This window comes from Pseudomonas fragi (assembly GCF_900105835.1).
Lineage (GTDB): Bacteria > Pseudomonadota > Gammaproteobacteria > Pseudomonadales > Pseudomonadaceae > Aquipseudomonas > Aquipseudomonas fragi.
Map to the genome: position 1 here is coordinate 3,488,279 of NZ_LT629783.1, position 24,339 is coordinate 3,512,617.

The following is a 24,339-nucleotide window of genomic DNA, read 5'->3' on the forward strand; positions in this document are numbered from 1 at the left end:
TGGCTACAGGGTCTTTACTTGGCAACAGGCACCTTTTCCGGACGCAACCCGATGAGCGATTCCATTCACACACCGCACAAGCACGACCACGATCATGGCGACAAGCATGACCACGCCAGCCATGCCCATAGCTGCTGCTCGGCCCCTGCCGGCCCCAGCGTGATCAAGCTCGATACTGCCGTGACTGCGGGGGCTCGCCTGAGCAGCTTTCGCATCGAAGCGATGGACTGCCCCACCGAGCAGACCCTGATCCAGAACAAGCTGGGCAAGCTGGCCGGTGTGCAGCAGCTGGAATTCAACCTGATCAACCGGGTGTTGGGCGTGACCCATGACCTGCCGTCCGTCGAGCCGATTGTCGACGCGATCAAATCCCTTGGTATGCAGGCCGACCCCATTGATGCCGGGGCCGACGCGACACCGCCTGCGCCACCAGCGAAAAAGCACTGGTGGCCGCTGGCCGTGGCCGGTGTTGGCGCACTGGCAGCGGAAGTGCTGCATTTCACCGACGCGGCGCCCACCTGGGTGATTGCGCTGGTGGCGTTGGCGTCGATCCTCAGCGGCGGCCTGACCACCTATAAAAAGGGCTGGATTGCCCTGAAAAACCGCAACCTGAACATCAACGCCCTGATGAGCATTGCCGTGACCGGCGCCGTGCTGATCGGCCAATGGCCGGAAGCGGCGATGGTGATGTTCCTGTTTACCGTGGCCGAGCTGATCGAAGCCAAGTCCCTCGACCGTGCGCGCAACGCTATCAGCGGTCTGATGCAAATGGCGCCGGACAAGGCCACCGTGCAGCAGGCGGATGGCAGCTGGCAGGAGCGTGAAGTCAAGGATATCGCCCTGGGCAGTCTGGTCAGGGTACGGCCCGGCGAGCGTATTGGCCTGGATGGCGAAGTGGTAGCGGGTAACTCCACAGTCGATCAGGCACCAATCACCGGTGAAAGCCTGCCCATCGAGAAAGCGCTGGGCGATAAAGTCTTCGCGGGCACCATCAACCAGTCCGGTGCTCTGGAGTACCGGGTGACGGCAGCGGCCAACAACTCGACCCTGGCGCGGATCATTCACGCCGTGGAGCAAGCCCAGGGCGCACGGGCGCCGACCCAGCGGTTTGTTGACAGCTTCGCGAAAATCTACACCCCGCTGGTGTTCGCCTTTGCCCTGGCGGTGGCGGTGATTCCGCCGTTGTTCATGGGTGGCGTGTGGTTTGACTGGATCTACCGCGCCCTGGTGCTGCTGGTGGTGGCGTGCCCGTGCGCGCTGGTGATATCGACGCCGGTCACCATCGTCAGCGGCCTGGCCGCGGCGGCGCGCAAGGGCATCCTGGTCAAGGGCGGGGTGTACCTTGAAAGCGGCCACAAGCTCGACTTTCTGGCCCTGGACAAGACCGGCACCATTACCCACGGCAAACCGGTGCAAACCGACTATCTGCCGCTTGATCCGCTGGTCACGGACAGTGCGGTGCTGCTGGCTGCGAGCCTGGCTTCGCGTTCCGATCACCCGGTGTCGCTGGCGGTGGCCAATGCGGCTGTGGATAAACACCTGACCCTGAGTGCTGTGGATAACTTCGCTGCATTGGCAGGGCGCGGTGTGCGCGGCGAAATCGACGGCAAGCTGTATCACCTGGGCAATCACCGGTTGGTTGAGGAGCTGGGCCTGTGCTCCCCGGCGCTGGAAGAAAAGTTGTTTGCGCTGGAAGAGCAGGGCAAGACCGTCATCCTGCTGTGTGACACCTCAGGTCCGCTGGCGCTGTTCGCTGTAGCGGATACCGTCAAGCAATCCAGCCGCGAAGCGATCCGCGAACTGCATGAACTGGGTATCAAGACCCTGATGCTGACTGGCGATAATCCGCACACCGCCAACGCCATTGCCGCCCAGGTCGGTATCGACGAAGCGCAGGGCAACTTGCTGCCCGAAGACAAGCTCAAGGCGATTGAAGCCCTGTACGCCCAGGGCCATCACGTTGGCATGGTGGGCGATGGCATTAACGACGCCCCGGCCCTGGCCCGTGCCGAGATCGGTTTTGCGATGGCTGCGGCGGGCACGGATACCGCGATCGAGACTGCCGATGTCGCCCTGATGGACGACGATCTTCGCAAGATCCCGGCATTTATTCGCCTGTCACGCCAGACCTCGAGCATCCTCAAGCAGAACATTGCGTTGGCATTGGTCATCAAAGCGATCTTTCTTGCGGTAACCTTCCTCGGGTTGGCCACCATGTGGATGGCCGTGTTTGCCGACATGGGCGTCAGCCTGTTGGTGGTGTTCAACGGTTTGCGCTTGCTGCGCAAATAGAACAAGAGAGGTCGCTGTGCTGAGTGCCGAGCTGAAAGCGTTTTACCGGGTGGCCCAACTGGGCAGTATTACGCAGGCCGCAAAAAAGCTCGGGCTGAGCCAGCCGACCGTGACCACGCAGATCCGCAACCTCGAAAGCCACTACGCCGTGGAGCTGTTCTACCGCGGCGGCCGGCGTCTGACCCTCAGCGACGAAGGCGTGCGCCTGCTGCCGATGGTCAAGGCGTTGCTGCAACAAGAAGCCGACATTGAGTTCTTTTTGCGCAACAGTGGCCAGGGCAGCGGTACGTTGCGCATTGCCGCGACTGCGCCGTATTACATCCTCGATCTGGTCAAGGCCTTTCGCGAACGCTTGCCGCAGATCGAAGTGGCGGTGGATATCGGCAACTCCCAGCAGGTGCTCGAAGCGCTGGACGAATACCGGGTCGATATCGCCGCGTCGTCGCAACTGGTGGAAGACCCCCGTCTGATCCGCCGCATCCTGGGCGCCGACCCGCTGGTGCTGGCGGTGCACCGCAACCACCCGCTGGCCAAGCTTGAGCATGTACCGCTCAGTGCGCTGACCGGGCACTGCCTGTTGATGCGCGAACAGGGTTCGACCACGCGCCAGTTGACCGAAGACCTGCTGGCCAATGCCGGGGTGAGTTTTGGTCCGCTGCTGGAAATTGGCAGCCGGGAGTCGATCCGCGAAGCGGTGCTGCGCAATATCGGCATCAGCATCATTGCCCGCCAGGAAGTGCCCCATGACCCGCAGTTACGGGTGCTGACGCTGGAGAATGCGCCGGTTATCCATGAGTATCTGTACTGCCTCAAGGAACGCAAAAGCGCGCGTTTGCCAGCGGCTTTTCTGGGGCTGGCGCAGGAAATGGCCCGGCCTAGTTACAACCATTGTGGGAGCGGGCTTGCTCGCGATGCAGGCGATGCGGTCTGTCAGGCAAAACGCGGTAAGGCCATCGCGAGCAAGCCCGCTCCCACAATGACTTTGCTCGCATACCCAAATCCACCAATACCACTATCGCCAGCTTTGGCCTTGTTGCCACATCTTGTACGCATTGCGTCTCTAGGATGACCCCCATCTGCTTGATGAGGTGCATCCATGAACAGCTCGAACGCAACCGCTTTGACCCAACCCGGCGTGCCGATGAAGGTGCGCAATGTGAGCAAGCGCTTTGGCGCCTTTACCGCGCTGGACAACGTCTCGCTGGAGGTGGCCGCAGGCGAGCTGGTGTGCCTGCTCGGGCCGTCAGGCTGCGGCAAGACCACGCTGTTGCGCTGCATCGCCGGGCTTGAGCGCCAGGACAACGGCGCGCTGTACCTGGGTGATCGCGATGTCTCCGAGCTGGCCCCGCAAGCCCGTGACTACGGGATTCTGTTTCAGTCCTACGCCCTTTTCCCCAATCTGACTGTTGAAGCCAATATCGCCTACGGTCTGGCGGGCAGCAATCGTGATGTGGTGCGCAAGCGCGTCGGCGACATGCTGGAACTGGTGGGCCTGACTGGCAGCGAAAAGAAATTCCCGGGCCAGCTTTCCGGTGGCCAGCAGCAGCGGGTCGCCCTGGCCCGTGCCCTGGCGCCGTCGCCTTCGCTGCTGTTGCTTGATGAGCCGATGTCAGCCCTGGATGCCCGCGTGCGTGAGCATCTGTGTACCGAACTGCGCCAGTTGCAGCGCAGCCTGGGCATCACCACGCTGATGGTCACCCACAACCAGGACGAAGCCATGTTGATGGCCGACCGCATTGCGGTGATGAACAACGGCAAGGTCGAGCAGTACGCCACACCGCAGGAAATCTACGACAAGCCGGCCACGCCGTTCGTTGCCGAGTTTGTGGGGCAGGGCAACTGGCTGCCGTTTATGCGCAACAGCGCCACCCATGCCCAGGTCGGTGGCATGAACATGCGCCTGGCGGATGACGCTGGCCGCGCTGCCTCAGGCCGTTTGTTCTGCCGCCCCGAAGCCATCAGCGTCAACCCGGTGTTGCATCAGGAAAACCTGTTCCCGGCACGGGTGCGCGAAATCACTTTTTTGGGCAATCGCTGCCGCATGAGTTTTGAACTCAACCACCTGCCGGGCCATGCCCTGACGGCTGAAGTGGGCAGCCAGGACTTGCCGCGGCTCGGCACGCCGGACATTGTTGTCGCCCTGCCGCCCGCTAGCCTGCAGGTGTTTGCCTAAGATGGCCGCTGAAATGGCCCTGCCACTGCCCGGCAAAATCCCCCGCCAAGCCAGCCGCGCGGAACTCGGTGACCGCATCTTCGTGGTCGGCGGTAAACTGCTGTTATTGCTGTTGTTGAGCGTGGCGGTATTGATGCCGCTGCTGGCGATCTTCTGGCGCGGGTTCAGTGCCGAAGACGGCCAGGGCGGCGGTTGGGTCGCGGCGCGTGAGCTGGTCACCAGCGCCAACTTTCACTGGCTGCTCGGTAACAGCCTTAAGGTTTCCCTCAGCGTGGCGGCCATTGTCGTACCGCTGGCCTATCTGTTTGCCTACGCCCTGCAGCGCACTCTGATCCCCGGCAAACGCATCTGGCGCGGGCTGTCGCTGTTGCCACTGATGGCACCTTCCATGCTGCCGGGTATCGCGCTTGTGTACCTGTTCGGCAATCAGGGCATGCTGCGCGGGCTGATTTCCGACAATATCTACGGCTTTTGGGGAATCGTGCTCGGCGAAGCGATCTATACCTTCCCGCACGCGCTGATGATTTTGCTCTCGGCATTGTCCCTGGCTGATGCGCGCTTGTTTGACGCCGCATCGAGCATGGGCGCCGGGCCTTTCAAGGCCTTTCGCAGCATCACCTGGCCGGGCACCAAACAGGCCGTGTTTGCAGCGTTTTGTCTGGTTTTCACCCTGACCATCACCGACTTCGGCGTACCGGTTGTGGTGGGCGGCGACTATCAGGTGCTGGCGCTGGAAGCCTACAAGGCGGTGGTTGGCCAGCAACAATTCGGTCGCGGAGCCTTGATCGGCATGGTCTTGCTGCTGCCTGCGCTGTTCAGTTTTGGCGTCGATGCCTGGTTGCGCCGTCAGCATGGTGATTCGATGAGCGGCCGCGCCCAGGTGTTCAAGCCGGTGCCGTCGAAAGTCCGTGACCGCTGCTATCTGGCCATTGTGTTGTTGATCTGCGCCACGTTGTTGCTGGTGTTCGGCATGGCGGTGTACTCGTCGCTGGTCAAATTCTGGCCGTACAACCTGTCGCTGTCGCTCAACCACTACCAGTTCAACGACACCGCTGGCGGTGGCTGGCTGGCGTATCGCAACAGCGTGACGATGGCCCTGTGTACGGCGGTGATTGGCAGTGCGGTGATCTTCACCGGCGCCTATCTGATGGAAAAAACCCGCAGCCAGAAAGGCCTCAACCTGGCCCTGCGCATGCTCAGCTTTGTGCCGATGGCCGTGCCGGGCCTGGTGTTGGGCCTGGGCTATGTGTTCTTTTTCAACCTGCCGGGCAACCCGCTGCATGTGCTCTACGGCACCATGACCCTGCTGGTGGCCTGCACCATTGCGCATTATTTGACCACCGCACAAATGACCGCCACCACGGCCCTGCGCCAGCTCGACGGCGAATTCGAAGCCGCCGCGCTGTCGCTCAAGGCGCCGCTGTATCGCCATTACTGGCGCGTCACCGTGCCGATTTGCCTGCCGGCGCTGCTGGACATCATGCGCTACCTGTTTGTCTCGGCGATGACCACGGTGTCTGCGGCGATCTTTCTCTACAGCCCCGACACCATCCTTGCGGCGGTGGCGGTGCTGAACATGGACGACGCCGGCAACGTTGGCGGCGCGGCGGCCATGTCGACCCTGATCCTGTTCACTTCGGCGGGTGTGTCCCTGCTCCTGGCCCGGGCTTCGCGCGGCTTGCTGCGCCGTTCCCAGGCCTGGCGCCAGGGCGCGCCGGCGCAATAACAATAACCCTGCCCCCTACACCCAAAAGGAACCGCACCATGTTCAAGCCTCTTGCTCTTGCCGCTGCAGTCCTCAGCGCTTTTAGCCTTAACGCGTTCGCTGCCAAAACCGAACTGACCGTGTACACGGCCCTGGAAGCCGAACAGCTCAAGACCTATAAGCAGGCCTTTGAAAAGGCCAACCCGGACGTCGAGATCAAGTGGGTGCGCGATTCCACGGGCATCATCACCGCCAAGCTGCTGGCCGAAAAAGCCCGCCCGCAAGCGGATGCGGTGTGGGGCCTGGCCGCCTCCAGCCTGGCGATTCTGGACCAGCAGGGCATGCTGCAAAGCTACGCGCCCAAGGACCTGGCCAAGATTGGCGGCAACTACCGTGATGCGGCCAACCCGCCGGCCTGGGTAGGCATGGACGTGTGGGCCGCGACCATTTGCTTCAACACCATCGAGGCCGAAAAACAGGGCCTGAGCAAGCCGGTGAGCTGGCAAGACCTGACCAAGCCTGAATACAAGGGCAAGATCGTGATGCCCAACCCGGCCTCGTCCGGAACCGGCTTTCTGGATGTGAGTGCCTGGTTGCAAACCTTCGGTGAGAAACAGGGCTGGCAGTTTATGGATGACTTGCACCAGAACATCGGCCAGTACGTTCATTCGGGTTCCAAGCCTTGCAAACTGGCGGCGGCGGGCGAGTTCCCGATCGGTATCTCGTTTGAATACCCGGCCGTGCAGCTCAAGCGTCAGGGGGCGCCGCTGGATATCGTGTTGCCGAAGGAAGGCCTGGGCTGGGAAATCGAAGCCACTGCCGTGATCAAGGGCACGCCCCACGAAGAGGCAGCCAAAAAGCTGGCTGACTTCTCCGCAAGCCCGGCGGCTATGGAGCTTTATAAAGAAAACTTCGCGGTGTTGGCCCAGCCCGGTATCGCCAAGCCACAGACCGAACTGCCAGCCGACTACGAGCAGCGCCTGATCAAGAACGACTTCGCCTGGGCCTCGCAGAACCGCGACAGCATCCTGGCCGAATGGCGCAAGCGCTATGACGGCAAGTCCGAGAAAGTGGCGCAGTAGTTTTGTAGCCACAAAAGACCTGTGGGAGCGGGCTTGCCCGCGATTGGATCGCTGCGGTTGGACAGCTGCACCGCGGCGTTTGTATCGCGAGCAAGCCCGCTCCCACAAGGGAAGTGAAGTTGCCCTTCAGGACATCGTGATGACTCAACCAATCCTTATCGTCGGCGCCGGCATCCTCGGCCTGTCCCACGCCTACGCCGCTGCAAAACGCGGGCTCAAGGTGCGCGTCTTCGAACGCACCGCCACGCCACTGGGCGCCTCGGTGCGCAACTTCGGCCAGGCGCTGGTCACCGGCCAGCCACCGGGCGTGATGCTCGATCTGGCCCGCGCCAGCCGCAGCATCTGGGCTGACTTGGCACAGCGCGCAGGCTTTGATCTCAAGCGCAATGGCTCATACCTGTTCGCCCGCACCGAAGCCGAAGAACACTTGCTCGAAGCCTTCTGCCAGGGCCGTGCACGGGAGTCCGGCTATCGCGTCGAATTATTGCGCGGTGCAGCAATGGAGGCTCTGTACGCTGGCCAGTTCAGCCATCATCGCGCCGCATTGCATGGCCTTGACGACCAGCAGGTGTATTCGCGCGAAGCCATCCCGGCCCTTATCAACTATCTGCAGCGTGAGCTGGGCGTCGAATTTCATTTTTCCACCCTGGTGCGCGAGGTTGAACCCGGTCAAGTCCACACCACGGCAGGCAGTTTCAAGGGCGCGCAGGTGATTGTGTGTTCGGGTCACGATTACCTGACCTTGCTGGCCGAGCCGCTGGCCAGACTCAACCCGCAGGTGTGTCGTCTGCAAATGCTGCGTGTGCGGCCCAAGGTCGATTTGAAGCTGCAACATGCTCTGCTCACCGGCCTGAGTTGCGTGCACTACGGCGCATTTGCCGACTTGCCCGAAGCGGCAGCTGTGCAGGCCGAAATCCTGCGCGACAGCCCGCACCTGGATGAGCACGGCATCCACCTGCTGATCAGCCCGACGCCTTATGGTGATTTGATCGTCGGCGATTCTCACGATTACAGTCGGGATCCTTCACCTTTCAACTGCGAACAGGTGGATAACTGGATGCTGCAACTGTGCGAAGAAACCCTGGGCTGTGAAGTGCAGGTGGTCGAGCGCTGGCAGGGCGTCTATGGTGCCCGGGGGGCCAGGCCATTCACCTGGCTGGAGGTCGAGCCCGGCCTGCATGCGGCGCTGATGCACACCGGCGTGGGCATCAGCGTGGGCCCGGCGATGGCCGAGGGCAATATCGCCCGGATGCTGGAGACGATGTGATGACCCACGCGCAGCAAGTGGTTGAAGATGTTTTTGGTTTGTATCAGCAATACGGCACCGACGATTATATCGGTGAGCCGGTGTCACAGATCGAGCATATGTCCCAGGCCGCGCAGTTGGCGTTGGCCGAAGGTTATGACGATGAAGTGGTGTTGGCAGCGTTCTTTCACGATATCGGGCACTTTTGCGGCAAGGATACGCAGAACATGGGCGGCTACGGGGTGGTCAGCCATGAGCGGGTTGGCGCCGATTACCTGCGCCGGGCCGGGTTCAGCGAGCGGCTGGCCAGGCTGGTGGAATACCATGTACAGGCCAAGCGCTACCTGACTTTGCGCCAGCCGGGGTATTACGCGCTGTTGAGCGAAGCGAGCATTCGCACCCTGGGTTATCAGGGCGGGGTGATGAGCGAGGCCGAGGCCGATGCATTCGAGCAGGACCCGCTGTGCCAGCTGAGCCTGCGCATGCGGGTGTGGGATGAACAGGCCAAGGCGATGCATGTGCCAGTTATCGACCTGCAAATCCTCAAGGCCAAAGCCCTGCGCCTGCTGAATGCGTGATCACTGATCATTGTGGGAGCGGGCTTGCTCGCGATGCTTACGCCGCGGTACATCAGCTTCACCGCAGTGATCCAATCGCGAGCAAGCCCGCTCCCACAAGGGGGGGGCGGCGTCTAGATTTGCTCGGCCAGCAACTCAATCTGCTCCTGACGCTCGGCCTGGCTCAACTTCGCATGCGGGTTGAGCGACGACCATTGTGGATGCGCCCGTGCCTTGTTCAGGGCTTCGGGCAGTTTGCCCTCGCGCCAGGTCTTGTCCTGCGGGGTGGCGACCTTGATGCTGTCTACGGCCGCATGCCCGCGAGCATTCAGTGCGTGCAGCAATTGCCGCTGACGCAAGGCCAGCAGGCGTAACACGCTGTCGTCCACGGTCAATTCGCGCTGGCCCTTGAGCTTGCCCAGCAAGCGGCTGCCGTAGCTGCGTGCGGTTTGCAGCGCACCGCCGGCAATGGCCCCGGCCAATGCGGCAGCGCCCAAGGTCAGGCCGCCGACCATCAAGTCCACACCGGCACCGGCCGCAGCGCCTGCGGCAATCCCGCCGCCGACCCGTACACCCAGATGCTTGAGCGTCTCCGGGTTGAACAAGTCATCGCCCCAGCGCCCGTCGAGCAACGGCAAGTCGCTGGCCGCTGCATCGCCGGGGCGAAAGCCGTACAGCTTGAGCATGGCTTCCACACAGCGTTGTTCGCGCTGCCGGATCGCTTCGCGCAACTGCTGGATGGCCTGTTGCTCGGCAGTTTTTTCGCTGGCCACGCTGCGTCGGCAGGCGGCGCAGTCGATCAGCAGTTCGGCGATCAGGCGCAGGGCGCTGTGCTTGCGGGCTTCACGCTGGGCCTCCTGGTCAGTGATCAAGCGTTGCAGCGCCCCGCGTGAATGCTCCAGCAACAGCGCCAGGCTTTCATACAAGCGGCGTTCGCCATCTTCGGGCGGGGCCACGCTGTCGAACCGCACCAGCGCATGCAAACCGAGGCGGGCCAGGGCTTCGCGCCACTCGGGCTCGCGGTGTTGCGGGCTGCTGACAAAGTTGAGCACTGGCAGCAGCGGCTTGCCGCAACTGGCCAGTACGCTGAGTTCGTCGCGGTACTTGGCCAGCACCGGCTCGCGGGCATCGATCACATACAGCCCGGCGTCCGAGGCCAGTAACTGGCGCAGTACTTTGGCTTCCTGCTCAAAGCGCTGGCGCGCCTCGCTGCCCTGGAGAAAGCGGGCCACCCGCGCTGGGCCATCCAGGCGTTCACCGGGTTGGTCGAGGCGCTCAAGGTAGTCGAGCAGGGCGATGGCGTCTTCCAGCCCCGGCGTGTCGTACAGTTCCAGCAACGGCTCGCCGTCGACCGACAGCCGCGCCCCTTCGACATGGCGGGTGGTGCTGGGGCGGTGGGACACTTCGCCAAAGCCGACATCCCGGGTCAGGGTGCGCAGCAATGAGGTTTTGCCAACATTGGTGTGGCCGACCACGGCCAGCGTCAGTGGCTTAGTCATGGCCAGTCTCCAGCCAGTTGAGGGGGGCGCTGGCGGCGAAGGGCAGGCCGAGCTTTTCCAGTGCGACATGCCAGTCGCCCAGGCGGTCGGCGTCCAGCGCCTGGCCGGGCGGTGCTTGCAGCAGCCAGATGCGGGTTTCGCGGGCACTGCGCGCCAGTTCACCGATCAGCGCCAGGCTGCCGCGGTCCGGCGAGCGGCGCGGGTCGCAGGCAATGGCCAGGCGTGCCGGGGGGAAACGGGTCATTTGTTCCAGCAGTTTTTGCCGCGACTCGCGGCTGTCGAGGATGCCGGCGTCCTTGACGGTGGGCGGTAACTTGGGTGGCCACGTATGCTGGTCGTCCAGCTCAATGGCCACGATCAGGGCGCCATCGGTTTGCAGGGCGCTGTGCCCGGCCTGCACGTTGTGCAACTGCTCGGGGGCGGTGTCATTGACGCCCAGGCGCTCGCTGCTGGGCATCAGGCGCTCGCGCAACTGGCTATAGCCGGGCAGGTTGAGGTCCAGTTGCAGCGCGTTGCGCCCGGTTTTCCAGCGCCACAGGCAGAATGCCGCCAGCAGCAGGCGCGGGATCACGCCGTAAATCAGTACCACGCCTACAAGCCAGACTGCCCAGGCCTGACGCACCCCTTCGTTGTTGTAAAGGCTGGTGTCGTTGCTGATGCGGATCATCTCCACGGTGGGCACGCTCATCCCCAGCCAGTTGGGGAGCGCGCCGAGGGCGCGGGTGGCGGCGACGAACACATCGGCACCGAGGATCGTGGTTTCCCAGATAAACCCGTAGCGGCGCGTGGCCATAAGCAGCAGCATCATCACCAGCGCGCTGAGCATGGCCAGCAACCATAAGCCATTGACCAGCGTACCGAGCGCCCAGCGATTGAGTTTGCGCCGCTGCAGCAACAGCACCAGGGCCGGGGCCAGCTGCGCAGCCTTGGCATCGCGGGCGAGTTTTTCGCTGAGCCACAACCACAGGCGGCCGAGGCTGGCGCCGTGTTCACCGGCAAACAGCAGGCCCAGTGCCCAGCTCAACAGCAGGATCAGGTTGAGCCCCAGCAGGCTGCCCAGCGCCCAGAACACATTGACCGGGGTTTGCCCGTCGCCAAGGGCGGCGAATGCCAGCCCGGCGCCACTGATCACGGCCAGCACGGCCAGTACCAGCAGCGCCAACCGCGCACCTTGCAGCCAGTGCTGCATGGCAGCGAGCAGGCCGTCGCGCTCGGCCAGCCACAGGGCGCGATTTTGCAGGCGTGTGGGCAAGTCGCCGGCGGTGGCGCGGGCGCGTCGATTGGCTTCAAGGTCGTCCAGCGCGCCCGCGTGTTCTTCGCGCAGGCGCACGGTTTCGGTCAGCCAGAGGCGTTGTAGCGGGGAAAGTTGAGTCACGCGACATTCCATTCAAGTGAACCAAGAGCATAACCGCTGTTAGTCAGGCGGGGTACTGTCGGCGCGGGCGGCTCTGGTATCCTCGGCGCCATGAAAAAATCACTCCCCCTTAGCCTGATCGCGGCACTTGCTGAAAACCGTGTGATTGGCGTCGACAACAGCATGCCGTGGCATTTGCCGGCGGATTTCAAATATTTCAAGGCCACCACCCTGGGCAAGCCGATCATCATGGGTCGCAAGACCTGGGATTCGCTGGGGCGCCCGTTACCGGGCCGTTTGAACCTGGTGGTCAGTCGTCAGACTGATTTGCAGCTCGAAGGTGCCGAGGTGTTTGCCTCGCTGCAGGACGCTGTTGCGCGAGCCGAAGCATGGGCGCAAGAGCAGGGCGTGAGCGAAGTGATGCTGATTGGCGGCGCACAGCTGTACACCCAGGGTTTGGTGGATGCCGACCGCTTGTACCTGACGCGTGTGGGCCTGAGCCCGGAGGGGGATGCGTGGTTCCCTGAGTTCGATCAGGCGCAGTGGAAGCTGGTGTCGGAAGAGCTGCATGGCGCCGCGGATGACAAGCCGGCGTTCAGCTTTGAGGTGTGGGAAAGGGCTTAAGGTCAAAAGCCCCTCACCCTAACCCTCTCCCGGAGGGAGAGGGGACTAAAAGCAAAAGCAGATCTTCGCAACACCACAGATCGGCTCCCTCTCCCTTTGGGAGAGGGCTGGGGTGAGGGTCGGCTTTTTAAGCGTGCGCCAGATCACCATGATCGTCTTCAGCCAGAATGGCCTTGTCGGTCTGGTGCAGTATCTGGCTGGTTACGGTACCTGCCACCATCGAACCACTCACGTTCAGCGCCGTGCGGCCCATATCGATCAGGGGCTCAACCGAAATCAGCAGCGCCACCAGCGATACCGGCAAGCCCATCGCCGGCAACACGATCAGTGCCGCGAAGGTTGCACCACCGCCCACACCGGCCACGCCTACCGAACTCAAGGTCACAATAGCCACCAGCGAAGCGATCCATACCGGATCCAGCGGGTTGATGCCCACGGTCGGGGCCACCATCACCGCCAGCATGGCCGGGTACAGACCGGCACAGCCGTTCTGGCCAATGGTCGCGCCAAACGAAGCGGCAAAGCTGGCGATCGAAGACGGAATGCCCAGGCGACGGGTTTGCGCTTCGATGCTCAACGGGATGCTGGCTGCGCTCGAACGGCTGGTGAAGGCAAAGGTCAGTACCGGCCATACCTTGCGGAAGAAGCGCAGCGGGTTAACCCCGGAAAACGACACGATCACGCCGTGAATCACAAACATCAGCGCCAGGGCGATGTAGGACACCACCACGAAGCTGCCCAGTTTGATGATGTCCTGCACGTTGGACATGGCGACCACTTTGGTCATCAGGGCCAGTACGCCGTACGGGGTCAGTTTCATCACCAGGCGTACCAGGCGCATCACCCAGGCTTGCAGGGTGTCGATGGCGCTGAGGATCTTGCCGCCTTTTTCCGGCTCGTCCTTGAACAGCTGCAGCGCGGCGATGCCCAGGAATGCGGCGAAAATCACCACGCTGATGATCGACGTCGGTTTGGCCCGGGCCAAATCGGCAAACGGGTTTTGCGGGATAAAAGACAGCAGTAGTTGCGGCACGTTCAGGTCCGACACCTTGCCCGCGTAATCGCTCTGGATCACTTGCAGGCGGCTCATTTCAGCCGCGCCGGCCACCAGGCCATCGGCAGTCAGGCCGAACAGGTTGGTCAGGCCAATACCGATCAGTGCCGCGATCATGGTGGTGAACAGCAGCGTGCCGATGGTCAGGAAGCTGATCTTGCCCAGAGACGAGGCATTATGCAGACGGGCCACGGCGCTGAGGATCGAGGCGAATACCAGCGGGATTACGATCATTTGCAGCAATTGCACATAGCCGCTGCCAACCAGATCGAACCAGCCGATGGAGGCTTTCAGGGTCGGGCTGTCTGTACCGTAGGTCAGGTGCAGGCACAGGCCGAACACCACGCCTATAACCAGCGCCAGCAAGACTTTTTTCGCCAGGCTCCACGCGGTGTGGCGGGTCAGCGACAAGCCGAACAGCAACGCGAGGAACACCAGCAGATTGAGGATCAGCGGGAAATTCATGAAAGCTCCGAGGGACGACTTGTACCAGTCTTGGATGTAACTATTGCGAACCGGAAATCGTAACAGGTTGATATATCTACAAATATACCGATGTGGAATGACAACCTAGGTTTTTGGAATAAGCAGGTGGCGCAGACAAGACGATGACTGTCGTGCCCAAGCCAAAAACTGTCATGCAGGTTTGTTAGCGTCGATGCCTTTGACGAGGAGCATAGCTGATGAAACTGACCGCCAAGTTGACCGCATTAACCCTGTGCATGGGGCTTGCCGGGCAGGCACTGGCCACCGAACTCAAGCACTGGCCCGCCGACCAGGCCAGGCAACTGGACGCCATGATCGCCGCCAACGCGAACAAGGGTAACTTCGCGGTCTTTGACATGGACAACACCAGCTACCGCAATGACCTGGAAGAAGCGCTGCTGCCGTTTATGGAAAACCGCGGCCTGATCACCCGGGACAGCCTCGACCCGTCGCTCAAGCTGATCCCGTTCAAGGACACGGCCGACCATAAGGAAAGCCTGTTCAGTTACTACTACCGCCTGTGCGAAGTGGACGACATGGTCTGTTACCCGTGGGTGGCCCAGGTGTTTTCCGGTTTTACCCTGCAGCAGCTCAAGGGCTATGTGGACGAGTTGATGGCGTCAGGCAAGCCAGTACCGGTGACTTACTTCGAGGGGGATGTGGTCAAGACCTCCGAGGTGCAGCCGCCCAAGGTGTTTACCGGGCAGGTGGAGCTGTTCAACAAGCTGATGGAGAACGGCATCGAGGTCTACGTGATGACCGCCGCCTCTGAAGAGCTGGTGCGCATGGTCGCGGCTGACCCCAAGTACGGCTACAACGTCAAACCGCAGAACGTGATTGGCGTGAGCACGCTGCTCAAGGACCGCAAGACGGGCGAACTCACCACCGCGCGCAAACAGATCAGCGCTGGCACCTACAACGAAAAAGCCAACCTGGGCCTGGAGCTGACCCCATACCTGTGGACCCCGGCCACCTGGATGGCGGGCAAGCAGGCGGCGATCCTGACCTATATCGACCAGTGGAAAAAACCGGTGCTGGTGGGCGGAGACACGCCGTCCAGTGACGGCTACATGCTGTTTCACGGTGTGGACGTGGCCAAGGGTGGCGTGCACTTGTGGATCAACCGCAAGGACAAATACATGGCACAGCTGGAAGGGATGATGGCCAAGAATGCGGCGGCGCAAGCCAAAGAGGGGTTGCCGGTAACAGCGGACAAGAACTGGGTGATCGTCAAGCCGGATCAGATCCAGTAATTCCTGTGGGAGCGGGCTTGCCCGCGATGCAGGCGGCGCGGTCTGCCTGCATGACCACGGCGATGCCATCGCGGGCAAGCCCGCTCCCACAAGGGTGGTTATGTTGCCCATAAAAAATCCCGGCGCATGGCCGGGATTTTTGGTCTTGCGTGATGGCTTACGGCACCAGCTTATCCAGCAACGCCTTATCACGCACCGCGCCTTTGTCGGCGCTGGTAGCCAGCAAGGCGTAGGCCTTGAGGGCTGTGGTGACTTTACGCGGCCGCACTTCCACCGGCTTCCAGCCTTTCTTGTCTTGCGCGGCGCGGCGTGTAGCCATTTCTTCGTCGCTGACCAGCAGGTTGATCGAACGGTTCGGAATGTCGATCAGCACCTTGTCGCCGTCCTGCACCAGACCAATCGCGCCGCCCGCAGCCGCTTCAGGTGAAGCATGGCCGATGGACAGGCCCGAAGTACCGCCCGAGAAACGACCGTCGGTGAGCAGTGCGCAGGCTTTGCCCAGACCTTTGGATTTCAGGTACGAAGTCGGGTAGAGCATTTCCTGCATGCCCGGGCCGCCTTTCGGGCCTTCGTAACGGATGATCACGATGTCACCGGCCTGCACTTCGTCTGCCAGAATGCCGCGCACGGCGCTGTCCTGGCTTTCGAAGATCTTGGCGTTGCCTTCGAACACGTGGATCGACTCGTCGACCCCGGCGGTTTTGACCACGCAGCCATCCAGCGCGATGTTGCCGTACAGCACGGCCAGGCCGCCTTCTTGCGAGTAGGCATGCTCGACACTGCGGATGCAGCCGTTTTCACGGTCGTCGTCCAGGGTGTCCCAGCGCGTTGACTGGCTGAACGCGGTTTGCGTCGGGATACCGGCCGGGCCTGCACGGAAGAATGTGTGCACGGCTTCGTCGTCAGTCTGGGTGATATCCCATTTGGCGATGCCTTCAGCCATGGTCTTGCTGTGTACGGTCGGCAGGTCGGTGTGCAGCAGGCCGCCACGGGCCAGCGAACCGAGAATGGAGAAAATGCCGCCGGCACGGTGCACGTCTTCCATATGGTACTTCTGAATGTTCGGCGCCACTTTGCACAGTTGCGGCACATGGCGCGACAGGCGGTCGATGTCTTTAAGGTCGAAATCGATCTCGGCTTCCTGGGCGGCGGCCAGCAAGTGCAGGATGGTGTTGGTCGAACCGCCCATGGCGATGTCCAGCGTCATGGCGTTTTCAAATGCCTTGAAGTTGGCGATGTTACGCGGCAGAACCGACTCGTCATTCTCGACATAGTACTGGCGGCACAGGTCGACGATGGTGCGGCCGGCCTGCAGGAACAGTTGCTCGCGGTCGCTGTGGGTGGCCAGAGCCGAGCCATTGCCCGGCAGGGCCAGGCCCAGGGCTTCGGTCAGGCAGTTCATCGAGTTGGCGGTGAACATGCCGGAGCACGACCCGCACGTCGGGCAAGCGCTGCGCTCGTACTCGGCAACCTTCTCGTCAGAAGCGCTGGAGTCGGCGGCGATGACCATGGCGTCTACCAGGTCCAGACCGTGGCTGGCGAGCTTGGTCTTGCCCGCTTCCATCGGCCCGCCCGAAACGAAAATCACCGGGATGTTGAGGCGCAACGAGGCCATCAGCATGCCAGGGGTGATCTTGTCGCAGTTGGAAATGCACACAATGGCGTCGGCGCAGTGGGCGTTGACCATGTACTCCACGGAGTCGGCGATGATTTCGCGGCTTGGCAGCGAATACAGCATGCCGTCATGGCCCATGGCAATGCCGTCGTCCACGGCAATGGTGTTGAACTCCTTGGCCACGCCGCCAGCGCGCTCGATCTCGCGGGCAACCAGCTGGCCCATGTCCTTGAGGTGGACGTGGCCGGGTACGAACTGGGTAAAGGAGTTGGCAATGGCGATGATCGGCTTTTTAAAGTCGGCATCTTTCATCCCCGTGGCGCGCCACAAAGCGCGGGCGCCGGCCATGTTGCGGCCGTGGGTGGAGGTTTTCGAACGATAGTCAGGCATGGAACAACTCCGGGCGGCTAATCAGGTAACAAACAGGGAAGTGAGCTTCTAATGACTGACGGATCACACAGAAAATGACTACGTATCCGCGAGTTGCCGTAAACGCTGCGGGATCGCCGCGCGCCGGGGCTTGAGCTCATAAACCCGCCGGGGATGATTGGCGATGAATGAGTTGATTCTACACGGCTGGCGGGCGGAGGGAATGGGCAGGGCAGTTGCTCCTGAACACAAATGAGCGACTCGCAGGCCCAGCACTTGCGGTTGGCGGTTAATCTGGGCGTTGGGCAAGAAGCAGCCCGACTTTATGTAAGAAAGCACTATTTTGCGAACTGACCGCGCCATTTGCTGAAAATCACGCAATAGTGTTGGGATGATTTTTTCAGTGGGGACTCTAAATGCTAACCCTCAACCGCTCTGTCAAAACCAGCCTGGCCATTGGCCTGATACAGGGCCTGCTGCTCTGGCTGGCAAGTACGCTGACCGACCCTGGGGTCAGGGTTGCCCTGGCCACTGTCGTGCTGGTGGGTGGCATCAACCTGCTGCTGTTGGGTGACAACGTGCGACAGCGCGGCACTGCCTGGCTGGTGGTCGGACTCACGGTGGTCGTGGCGGCAATCAGTACCTGGGTGTTTGTGGACGGCGACAGGCAGCTGTTCAACAACCGCTGGCTGACGGGCAGCTGGACGTTCTTTTCCCTGGTGATTGTTTACGTCTGCACGGTGTTCATCCTCAGCTGGCCAACCCGCGAAGGGCGCTATCCGCGTTATGAAGATTTGTTCCGCCATGCCTGGGACACGGTGTTTATCGTATTGCTGGGCTTGTTGCTGAATGTGGTGTTCTGGGGGCTGCTGCTGTTGTGGGGCAACCTGTTCAAGATGCTCGGGATCGTGGCGCTCAACCGGCTGTTTTCAACCGAGGGGTTTATTTGTGTCAGCTCGGCAATGGTGTTTGCCCTCGGCTTGAACATGGGCCGTGAGAACGACCGGATCATTGGCCTGCTGCGCGGTATTTTGCTGACACTGTGCCGTTTCCTGCTGCCTCTGGGGGCGTTGATTGCGATTGTGTTCACTTTCGCCTTGCCCTTTACCGGGCTGGAGCCCATCTGGAATACCGGCTATTCGACACCCATCATGCTGTGGCTGGTGGCGGTCAATCTGTTTTTGCTCAATGGCGTGTTCCAGGACGGTGCCCAGGGCAGCGGGTACCCGGTCTGGCTGGTGCGTGTGGTCGACCTGTGCCTGCTGTGCTTGCCGGTGCTGGTGCTGCTGGCGGGGTATTCAACGTGGCTGCGCATTGCCCAGTACGGCCTGACACCTTCCCGGGTGTTGGCAATCCTGCTGGTGGCGGTGATTTTTGCCCACTGTGTGGCGGCCGTCTGGGCGGTAGTGATGCCGCAGCGCCAGTGGCTATGGAGTGTGCGTCGCACCAACCCGGTGATTGCGCTGCTGACGGTTGCGCTGTTGCTGGCAATTCATACACCGTGGTTCAGCCCGTTGAAAATCAGCGCCAGCAACCAGGTTGCCCGTGTGCTGAGCGGCAAGACCCCGGTGGATATGTTTGACGCCGATACCTTGCGCTACCGCCTGGGCCAACCCGGTGAGCAGGCGTTCAGCGTGCTGCTGGCGCAAGTGGAGCAAGGGCAGGTACTGACGCAAACCGAGCGTCAGGCCTTGCTCAAGCGGCTCAAGAATGCCGACACCGGTAAAGGCAAACGCGCGCCCAAGGAGAAAGCCCTGGAGTGGATCGGCCCTGAAGTGGCGGGCAGCGAGCAGTTTGAAGCGTCGGACTTTGGCAAGCAGACCTGCGAGAAACCGGGCTGTGTACTGTGGGCGGTTGATCTGGATCGGGATGGGCAAAGCGAGGTGCTGCAGTTGCCCAAGCGGGGCTGGGTGAGGTCGCTGGACTTCTTCAAGCGTGATGCGCAGGGTAAATGGCAGTTGGCGGGTACGTTCGAGGTCGATGGCAATGCGCTGGAGCTGATCGAGCAGATCCGTGAAGGCAAGGCCAAGGTGGTGGCGCCGCGATATCAATCGCTGTTGATCGATGGCGTGGAGCTGAGCCCAAACCCCAAGGCGCAGTAAACGCAGTGGGGGCGGGCTTGCTCGCGATGGTGGTGACTTACCCCATCGTTCTAATCGCGAGCAAGCCCGCTCCTGCAAGGAGCGGGCGTTACATCAGCTGTTAGGCAGCAAACGGCAGGTGATGCTCTTGATGTAACGGGTTTCCGGGATGGCCGGGTGTACCGGGTGGTCCGGGCCCTGGCCGCCGCGTTCCAGCAGTTGCATGTTGCGGTCCAGGTGACGGGCGCTGGTCAGCAGGATGTTTTGCAGGTCGTCTTCCGGCAGGTGCATCGAGCACGATGCGCTGACCAGAATGCCGTCCTTGTTGAGCAGGCGCATGGCCTGCTCGTTCAGGCGGCGGTACGCGCCTTCGCCGTTTTTCAGGTCTTTCTTGCGTTTGATAAAGGCCGGCGGGTCAGCCACGATCACGTCGAAACGCTCTTCGTTGGCCTTCAGTTCTTTGAGGGCCTCAAACACGTCGCCTTCCATGCAGGTGACTTTCTCAGCAAAGCCGTTCAGCGCTGCGTTGCGTTCAACCCCGTCGAGGGCGAAGGATGAGGCGTCGACACAGAACACTTCGCTGGCGCCAAAAGCACCGGCCTGGATGCCCCAGCCGCCGATGTAGCTGTACAGGTCCAGTACGCGCTTGCCCTTGACGTACGGGGCCAGGCGGGCGCGGTTCATGCGGTGGTCGTAGAACCAGCCAGTTTTTTGCCCGGCGATCACCGGGGCTTCGAATTTCACGCCGTTCTCTTCCAGTGACACCCACTCCGGCACCAGGCCGAAGACGGTTTCAACATAACGCTCAAGGCCTTCGGCATCACGCGCAGCCGAGTCATTCTTGAACAGGATGCCGCTTGGCTTGATCACTTGCACCAGGGCTGCAATCACGTCGTCCTTGTGCTGCTCCATAGTGGCCGAGGCCAGCTGGACCACGAGGATATCGCCGAAACGGTCAACCACCAGGCCCGGCATCAGGTCGGAATCGCCGTAAACAAGGCGGTAGTAAGGCTTGTCGAAGAGGCGCTCGCGCAGGGACAGGGCCACGTTGAGGCGGTGTACCAGCAGCGACTTGTCCAGTGGCAGCTTGATGTCGCGCGACAGCAGGCGTGCACAGATCAGGTTGTTGGGGCTCATGGCAACGATGCCCAGCGGCTTGCCGCCGGCGGTTTCGAGTACCGCTTGGTCGCCGGCCTTAAAACCGTTCAGCGGTGTGGCGGCTACATCGATTTCGTTGCTGTAGACCCACAAGTGGCCGGCGCGCAGGCGTCGATCGGCATTGGCTTTAAGGCGCAGGCTTGGCAGGGACATGACGTCGCTCCGGGTATTGAAAAGGGCGCGATTATAGCCTTAGACGCGCCCCGGAGGCGTGGCTGATTCACCGCATTGCGTCGGATCGCGGAGCCAGTGGCGCAGAAATTTCCGTTAGAATTGCCAGCTATTCCAGAGTACGGAGCCTCCATGCCTGAATTACCTGAAGTCGAAACCACTCGCCGTGGCATCGCCCCGCACCTTGAAGGGCAGCGGGTCAGTCGGGTGATTGTGCGCGAGCGGCGTTTGCGCTGGCCGATCCCTGAGGACCTCGACGTGCGGTTGTCGGGGCAGCGTATCGTGCTGGTGGAGCGCCGGGCCAAGTACCTGTTGATCAATGCTGAAGTCGGGACGCTGATTAGTCACCTGGGCATGTCGGGCAACCTGCGGCTGGTGGAAGCCGGGTTGCCCGCGGCCAAGCATGAGCATGTGGATATCGAGCTGGAGTCCGGGCTGGCCCTGCGCTACACCGACCCGCGCCGATTCGGGGCCATGCTCTGGAGCCTTGACCCGCTGAACCATGAATTGCTGGTGCGCCTGGGCCCGGAACCGCTAACCGACCTGTTTGATGGCGAGCGGCTGTTTCAGCTGTCGCGCAAGCGTTCGATGGCGGTCAAGCCGTTCATCATGGACAACGCCGTGGTGGTGGGGGTGGGCAATATTTACGCGACCGAGGCGCTGTTTGCTGCCGGCATTGATCCGCGTCGCGCTGCCGGGAGCATTTCCCGGGCGCGCTATTTAAAGCTGGCGATTGAGATCAAGCGGATTCTGGCGGCCGCCATCGAGCGCGGCGGCACCACATTGCGCGATTTTATCGGCGGCGACGGCCAGCCCGGTTACTTTCAGCAGGAGCTGTTTGTGTACGGTCGCGGGTATGAACCGTGCAAGGTCTGCGGCACCGAGCTGCGTGACGTCAAGCTGGGCCAGCGCGCCAGTGTGTTCTGCCCGCGTTGCCAAACATAGCCACCCGTAATGGGCTGAACTCTTGTGGGAGCGGGCTTGCTCGCGATGCAACCACCTCGGTCGAACGGATCGATCGCAGTGAATCTATCGCGAGCAAGCCCGCTCCCACACAAATCGCATAGACGATGAATCAGGCCTTCCCGGTAATCGCCCGGTACTTTTCCATCAGCTGTTCTTCGGTTTCCGGGTGGGCTTCATCCAGCGGGATGCAGTCAACCGGGCACACTTGCTGGCATTGCGGCTCATCGTAGTGGCCGACGCACTGGGTGCACAGGTTGGGGTCGATCACATAGATCTCTTCGCCCTGGGAAATGGCAGCGTTCGGACACTCGGGTTCGCAGACGTCGCAGTTAATGCAATCGTCGGTGATGATCAGGGACATGGGTACTCCGGCCGGGGCGCTCGGCCCGGGCAACTGAAATCGAATGCGTCAATTGTGCCGCATTGGCGCCCGCAGTGCACGCGGGCGCCGCTTCAGTGGTTATTTCTTGCGAAAACGCTCGGTCAGGGCATCGGCCACAACCGGGTGCACAAACTTGGTGATATCGCCGCCTAATGCCGCGATTTCCCGCACCAATGTCGACGATATAAACGAATAACGCTCCGACGGCGTGAGGAACAGGCTCTCCACATCGGGGGCCAGTTGGCGGTTCATGTTCGCCAGCTGAAACTCGTATTCGAAGTCCGACACGGCACGCAGGCCACGCAGGAATACATTGGCATTCTGTTCCTTGGCAAAGTGCGCGAGCAGCGTCGAGAAACCGACCACCTCGACATTGGGCAGGTGTTTGGTGACTTCACGAGCCAGCTCCACCCGCTGTTCCAGAGGGAATAGCGGGTTTTTCTTGGTGCTGGCAGCGACAGCAATGATCACATGGTCAAACAGGCGCGAAGCGCGTTCGACCAGATCGCCATGGCCCTTGGTAATAGGGTCGAATGTACCTGGGTACAACACTCGGTTCATCGCGTCGTCCTGGCGGGAATCCGTTGGGGAGTCGGATGGTATCGCAGCATTCCCGGTCGGCCAAGTCGCCATTCGCAGAAGAAAGCACTATAGACGCGACGAAATAACTGCTTTTTCATGAATTTTTAAGGCGTTCAGCCAGTCGCGTTGCCAGTTTTGCTGTCAGCCCATATACCGACAATTGTGGGTTGGCGCCTATGCTGGTGGGGAACAACGAGCCGTCATGGATGGACAGGTTTTGTAATTGATGATGGCGCCCAAGGCTGTCGCTGACGGCCATTTGCGAATTTTCCCCCATCGCACATCCACCCATTACATGGGCGCTGGCCAGGCGGGTGCGATACAACTCAAGGCTCAAACTGTCGATCAGGTCACGGGTTGCGCGCAGGCGGGTGGTGTAGCCAGCATCGCTGTGCAGCGGCATCACCGCGCTGGCGCCTGCGGCAAACTGGATTTCGGCCATGCTGTGAAACGCGCGCTTGAGGCCCTCCCAACCATAGGGTGTGAGGCTGTAATCGAGCACAGGGGTGTCATCGCTGCGTAACTGCACATGGCCGCCGGGGCTGTCGGGGTGAAAACCGTCGCGCATCAGTGCCAGCATCATATGGGTGTTGGGCAGTTGTGCCATTTGTGCGGCGCTGGTCTGGCCAACACCGGCAAACAGGGTGGCGGCCAGGGCCGGGTGCAAAGGCGGGACTTCGAGTTTGTAGCCCATTGGGCCTGTGACGCCGTCTTTCCACTGAAAGTGATCGGAGTAAATCGACTGCGGCGCTCCGTAAAAAGGGTTAATGGCAGTAGGAAATTGCGCAGCCGAAAAGTTGACCAGATGGAGAAACGTCCGTTTACCCAGTTGTTTGTACGGATCGGGTGCGTCGGAACGCATTAGCAGGCCGGGTGTATTGATGCCGCCGCCTGCCAGTACATAGTGTCGGGCCTTGACCGTTATGGTGCGGCCCGTGGGCGCTACGCAGCGGCTGTCCATAGCCTGACATTGCAGGCCGGTGACCTGCTCGCCACTGATCTGCAGTTTCCAGGCGCGGGCCAGGTAGAGCAGTTCGCCGCCATTTTCGAGGGTGGCGGGAATGGTCGTGACCAGCATCGATTGCTTGGCGTTGGTGGGGCAGCCCATGCCGCAATAGCCCAGGTTCCAGCAGCCGCGTACATTGCGCGGGATCACATGCCAGCTGTAACCGAGCTTTTCGCAGCCGCTGCGGATCACCTCGTTGTTGGCGTTGGGCGGCACTGCCCAGGGGGCGACACCCAGGCGCTGCTCCATGCGCTCGAACCACGGTGCCATTTGTTCGGCACTGTGCCCCGCCACGTTGTGTTCGCGGGCCCAGTGCTCCAGCGTCGGGGTTGGCGTGCGAAAGCTTGAGGTCCAGTTGACCAAGGTGGTGCCGCCCACGGCCCGACCTTGCAAAATGCTGATGGCGCCGTCCTTGCTCATGCGCCCGACACCTTCTTGATACAGGCTGGCGTAGGCTTCGTTTTCAAGGAGTTTGAAATCGCTGCTGGTCTTGAGCGGGCCTTCTTCGATCAGCAATACCTTGTAACCCGCAGCACTGAGGATCTCTGCCGTGGTGCCGCCGCCTGCACCGCTGCCGACAATGGCAACGTCAGCCTCCAGGGTCAGGTCGCTGTCGAGGCGGGAGCCGTCATGGGTTTTCCAGCCTCGGGCCAGGCCTTCTCGGAACGGATCGGGTACAGGCAT

Annotated in this window: 18 protein-coding genes and 1 pseudogene; 11 read left to right on the plus strand and 8 right to left on the minus strand. The window is 61.6% G+C overall.

Annotated elements, in window-relative coordinates; translation table 11 throughout:
* Positions 1-51 precede the first annotated feature (51 nt).
* From BLU25_RS15970 to BLU25_RS16000, 7 genes and pseudogenes are all read left to right on the plus strand, one after another.
* A complete protein-coding gene (locus BLU25_RS15970; RefSeq protein ID WP_083369723.1) occupies positions 52-2,292 on the plus strand; it encodes a heavy metal translocating P-type ATPase in 2,241 nt (746 codons plus the stop codon).
* A gap of 16 nt (positions 2,293-2,308) precedes the next feature.
* Positions 2,309-3,163, plus strand: a pseudogene (locus BLU25_RS15975) (LysR family transcriptional regulator); the annotation flags it as partial.
* 225 nt (positions 3,164-3,388) lie between these two features.
* On the plus strand, positions 3,389-4,465 hold the full coding sequence (locus BLU25_RS15980; protein WP_016782627.1) for a putative 2-aminoethylphosphonate ABC transporter ATP-binding protein: 1,077 nt from the start codon (positions 3,389-3,391) through the stop codon (positions 4,463-4,465).
* Position 4,466: 1 nt separating this feature from the next.
* Positions 4,467-6,191: a putative 2-aminoethylphosphonate ABC transporter permease subunit gene (locus tag BLU25_RS15985; RefSeq protein WP_016782626.1), complete on the plus strand. Its 1,725-nt coding sequence runs from the start codon at positions 4,467-4,469 to the stop codon at positions 6,189-6,191.
* Positions 6,192-6,229: 38 nt separating this feature from the next.
* Positions 6,230-7,252 (plus strand): putative 2-aminoethylphosphonate ABC transporter substrate-binding protein, encoded by a 1,023-nt coding sequence (locus BLU25_RS15990; protein WP_016782625.1) that lies wholly within the window; start codon positions 6,230-6,232, stop codon positions 7,250-7,252.
* A gap of 139 nt (positions 7,253-7,391) precedes the next feature.
* Positions 7,392-8,519, plus strand: a complete 1,128-nt coding sequence (locus BLU25_RS15995) for a TIGR03364 family FAD-dependent oxidoreductase (RefSeq protein WP_016782624.1) — start codon at positions 7,392-7,394, stop codon at positions 8,517-8,519.
* Entirely contained in the window at positions 8,519-9,076 is a 558-nt protein-coding gene (locus tag BLU25_RS16000; protein WP_016782623.1) for a phosphonate degradation HD-domain oxygenase, read from the plus strand. Before BLU25_RS15995 ends, BLU25_RS16000 begins: the two co-directional genes overlap by 1 nt.
* A 113-nt stretch (positions 9,077-9,189) precedes the next feature.
* Here the strand turns inward: BLU25_RS16000 and BLU25_RS16005 are convergent, their stop codons facing one another.
* Both BLU25_RS16005 and BLU25_RS16010 read right to left on the minus strand, forming a co-directional pair.
* Complete coding sequence (locus BLU25_RS16005) at positions 9,190-10,554, minus strand: DUF3482 domain-containing protein (protein ID WP_016782622.1); 1,365 nt, start codon at positions 10,552-10,554, stop codon at positions 9,190-9,192.
* Positions 10,547-11,929 carry a DUF2868 domain-containing protein gene (locus BLU25_RS16010; protein ID WP_016782621.1) on the minus strand — a complete coding sequence of 461 codons (1,383 nt, stop codon included), beginning with the start codon at positions 11,927-11,929 and terminating at the stop codon, positions 10,547-10,549. Before BLU25_RS16010 ends, BLU25_RS16005 begins: the two co-directional genes overlap by 8 nt.
* Before the next feature lie 90 nt (positions 11,930-12,019).
* Between BLU25_RS16010 and BLU25_RS16015 the strand changes: the two genes are divergently transcribed.
* The gene (locus BLU25_RS16015) at positions 12,020-12,532 is read left to right on the plus strand and encodes a dihydrofolate reductase (RefSeq protein WP_016782620.1); all 513 of its coding nucleotides are present in this window, start codon (positions 12,020-12,022) and stop codon (positions 12,530-12,532) included.
* A 127-nt stretch (positions 12,533-12,659) separates the two neighbouring features.
* Here the strand turns inward: BLU25_RS16015 and BLU25_RS16020 are convergent, their stop codons facing one another.
* Complete coding sequence (locus BLU25_RS16020) at positions 12,660-14,051, minus strand: L-cystine transporter (RefSeq protein ID WP_083369724.1); 1,392 nt, start codon at positions 14,049-14,051, stop codon at positions 12,660-12,662.
* Positions 14,052-14,269: 218 nt separating this feature from the next.
* On the opposite strand from BLU25_RS16020, the gene BLU25_RS16025 reads away from it, so the two are divergent.
* A complete protein-coding gene (locus tag BLU25_RS16025; protein WP_016782618.1) occupies positions 14,270-15,325 on the plus strand; it encodes an HAD family hydrolase in 1,056 nt (351 codons plus the stop codon).
* Positions 15,326-15,482: 157 nt separating this feature from the next.
* Here the strand turns inward: BLU25_RS16025 and ilvD are convergent, their stop codons facing one another.
* Complete coding sequence (gene ilvD, locus BLU25_RS16030) at positions 15,483-17,330, minus strand: dihydroxy-acid dehydratase (RefSeq protein WP_016782617.1); 1,848 nt, start codon at positions 17,328-17,330, stop codon at positions 15,483-15,485.
* Positions 17,331-17,725: 395 nt separating this feature from the next.
* Between ilvD and BLU25_RS16035 the strand changes: the two genes are divergently transcribed.
* Positions 17,726-19,411, plus strand: a complete 1,686-nt coding sequence (locus BLU25_RS16035) for a DUF4153 domain-containing protein (protein ID WP_016782616.1) — start codon at positions 17,726-17,728, stop codon at positions 19,409-19,411.
* A 93-nt stretch (positions 19,412-19,504) separates the two neighbouring features.
* Here BLU25_RS16035 and BLU25_RS16040 read toward each other — a convergent pair whose 3' ends face one another.
* Positions 19,505-20,701, minus strand: a complete 1,197-nt coding sequence (locus BLU25_RS16040) for a class I SAM-dependent rRNA methyltransferase (RefSeq protein ID WP_016782615.1) — start codon at positions 20,699-20,701, stop codon at positions 19,505-19,507.
* Positions 20,702-20,851: 150 nt separating this feature from the next.
* Here BLU25_RS16040 and mutM point away from each other — a divergent pair, with 150 nt between their 5' ends.
* Positions 20,852-21,664, plus strand: coding sequence for a bifunctional DNA-formamidopyrimidine glycosylase/DNA-(apurinic or apyrimidinic site) lyase (gene mutM, locus BLU25_RS16045; RefSeq protein ID WP_016782614.1), 813 nt, complete (start codon positions 20,852-20,854; stop codon positions 21,662-21,664).
* 130 nt (positions 21,665-21,794) lie between these two features.
* On the opposite strand, the gene BLU25_RS16050 is transcribed toward mutM, so the two are convergent.
* The 3 genes from BLU25_RS16050 to BLU25_RS16060 all read right to left on the minus strand — a co-directional run bounded on the left by BLU25_RS16050 (position 21,795) and on the right by BLU25_RS16060 (position 24,339).
* Entirely contained in the window at positions 21,795-22,046 is a 252-nt protein-coding gene (locus BLU25_RS16050) for a YfhL family 4Fe-4S dicluster ferredoxin (RefSeq protein ID WP_016782613.1), read from the minus strand.
* Between the two features lie 99 nt (positions 22,047-22,145).
* Positions 22,146-22,628, minus strand: a complete 483-nt coding sequence (gene coaD, locus BLU25_RS16055) for a pantetheine-phosphate adenylyltransferase (protein ID WP_016782612.1) — start codon at positions 22,626-22,628, stop codon at positions 22,146-22,148.
* Between the two features lie 115 nt (positions 22,629-22,743).
* Entirely contained in the window at positions 22,744-24,339 is a 1,596-nt protein-coding gene (locus BLU25_RS16060; RefSeq protein ID WP_016782611.1) for a GMC family oxidoreductase, read from the minus strand.

What these genes read in the sequence shown, in the direction of transcription:
- BLU25_RS15970 (WP_083369723.1), top strand. Translation starts at nt 52, where the DNA reads ATGAGCGATTCCATTCACACACCGCACAAGCACGACCACGATCATGGC.
- BLU25_RS15990 (WP_016782625.1), top strand. Translation starts at nt 6,230, where the DNA reads ATGTTCAAGCCTCTTGCTCTTGCCGCTGCAGTCCTCAGCGCTTTTAGC.
- BLU25_RS16050 (WP_016782613.1), bottom strand. Translation starts at nt 22,046, where the DNA reads ATGTCCCTGATCATCACCGACGATTGCATTAACTGCGACGTCTGCGAA.
- BLU25_RS16060 (WP_016782611.1), bottom strand. Translation starts at nt 24,339, where the DNA reads ATGCCTGTACCCGATCCGTTCCGAGAAGGCCTGGCCCGAGGCTGGAAA.
- BLU25_RS16025 (WP_016782618.1), top strand. Translation starts at nt 14,270, where the DNA reads ATGAAACTGACCGCCAAGTTGACCGCATTAACCCTGTGCATGGGGCTT.
- mutM (WP_016782614.1), top strand. Translation starts at nt 20,852, where the DNA reads ATGCCTGAATTACCTGAAGTCGAAACCACTCGCCGTGGCATCGCCCCG.
- coaD (WP_016782612.1), bottom strand. Translation starts at nt 22,628, where the DNA reads ATGAACCGAGTGTTGTACCCAGGTACATTCGACCCTATTACCAAGGGC.
- BLU25_RS16000 (WP_016782623.1), top strand. Translation starts at nt 8,519, where the DNA reads ATGACCCACGCGCAGCAAGTGGTTGAAGATGTTTTTGGTTTGTATCAG.
- BLU25_RS16020 (WP_083369724.1), bottom strand. Translation starts at nt 14,051, where the DNA reads ATGAATTTCCCGCTGATCCTCAATCTGCTGGTGTTCCTCGCGTTGCTG.
- ilvD (WP_016782617.1), bottom strand. Translation starts at nt 17,330, where the DNA reads ATGCCTGACTATCGTTCGAAAACCTCCACCCACGGCCGCAACATGGCC.
- BLU25_RS15995 (WP_016782624.1), top strand. Translation starts at nt 7,392, where the DNA reads ATGACTCAACCAATCCTTATCGTCGGCGCCGGCATCCTCGGCCTGTCC.
- BLU25_RS16035 (WP_016782616.1), top strand. Translation starts at nt 17,726, where the DNA reads ATGCTAACCCTCAACCGCTCTGTCAAAACCAGCCTGGCCATTGGCCTG.
- BLU25_RS16015 (WP_016782620.1), top strand. Translation starts at nt 12,020, where the DNA reads ATGAAAAAATCACTCCCCCTTAGCCTGATCGCGGCACTTGCTGAAAAC.
- BLU25_RS15980 (WP_016782627.1), top strand. Translation starts at nt 3,389, where the DNA reads ATGAACAGCTCGAACGCAACCGCTTTGACCCAACCCGGCGTGCCGATG.
- BLU25_RS15985 (WP_016782626.1), top strand. Translation starts at nt 4,467, where the DNA reads ATGGCCGCTGAAATGGCCCTGCCACTGCCCGGCAAAATCCCCCGCCAA.
- BLU25_RS16040 (WP_016782615.1), bottom strand. Translation starts at nt 20,701, where the DNA reads ATGTCCCTGCCAAGCCTGCGCCTTAAAGCCAATGCCGATCGACGCCTG.
- BLU25_RS16005 (WP_016782622.1), bottom strand. Translation starts at nt 10,554, where the DNA reads ATGACTAAGCCACTGACGCTGGCCGTGGTCGGCCACACCAATGTTGGC.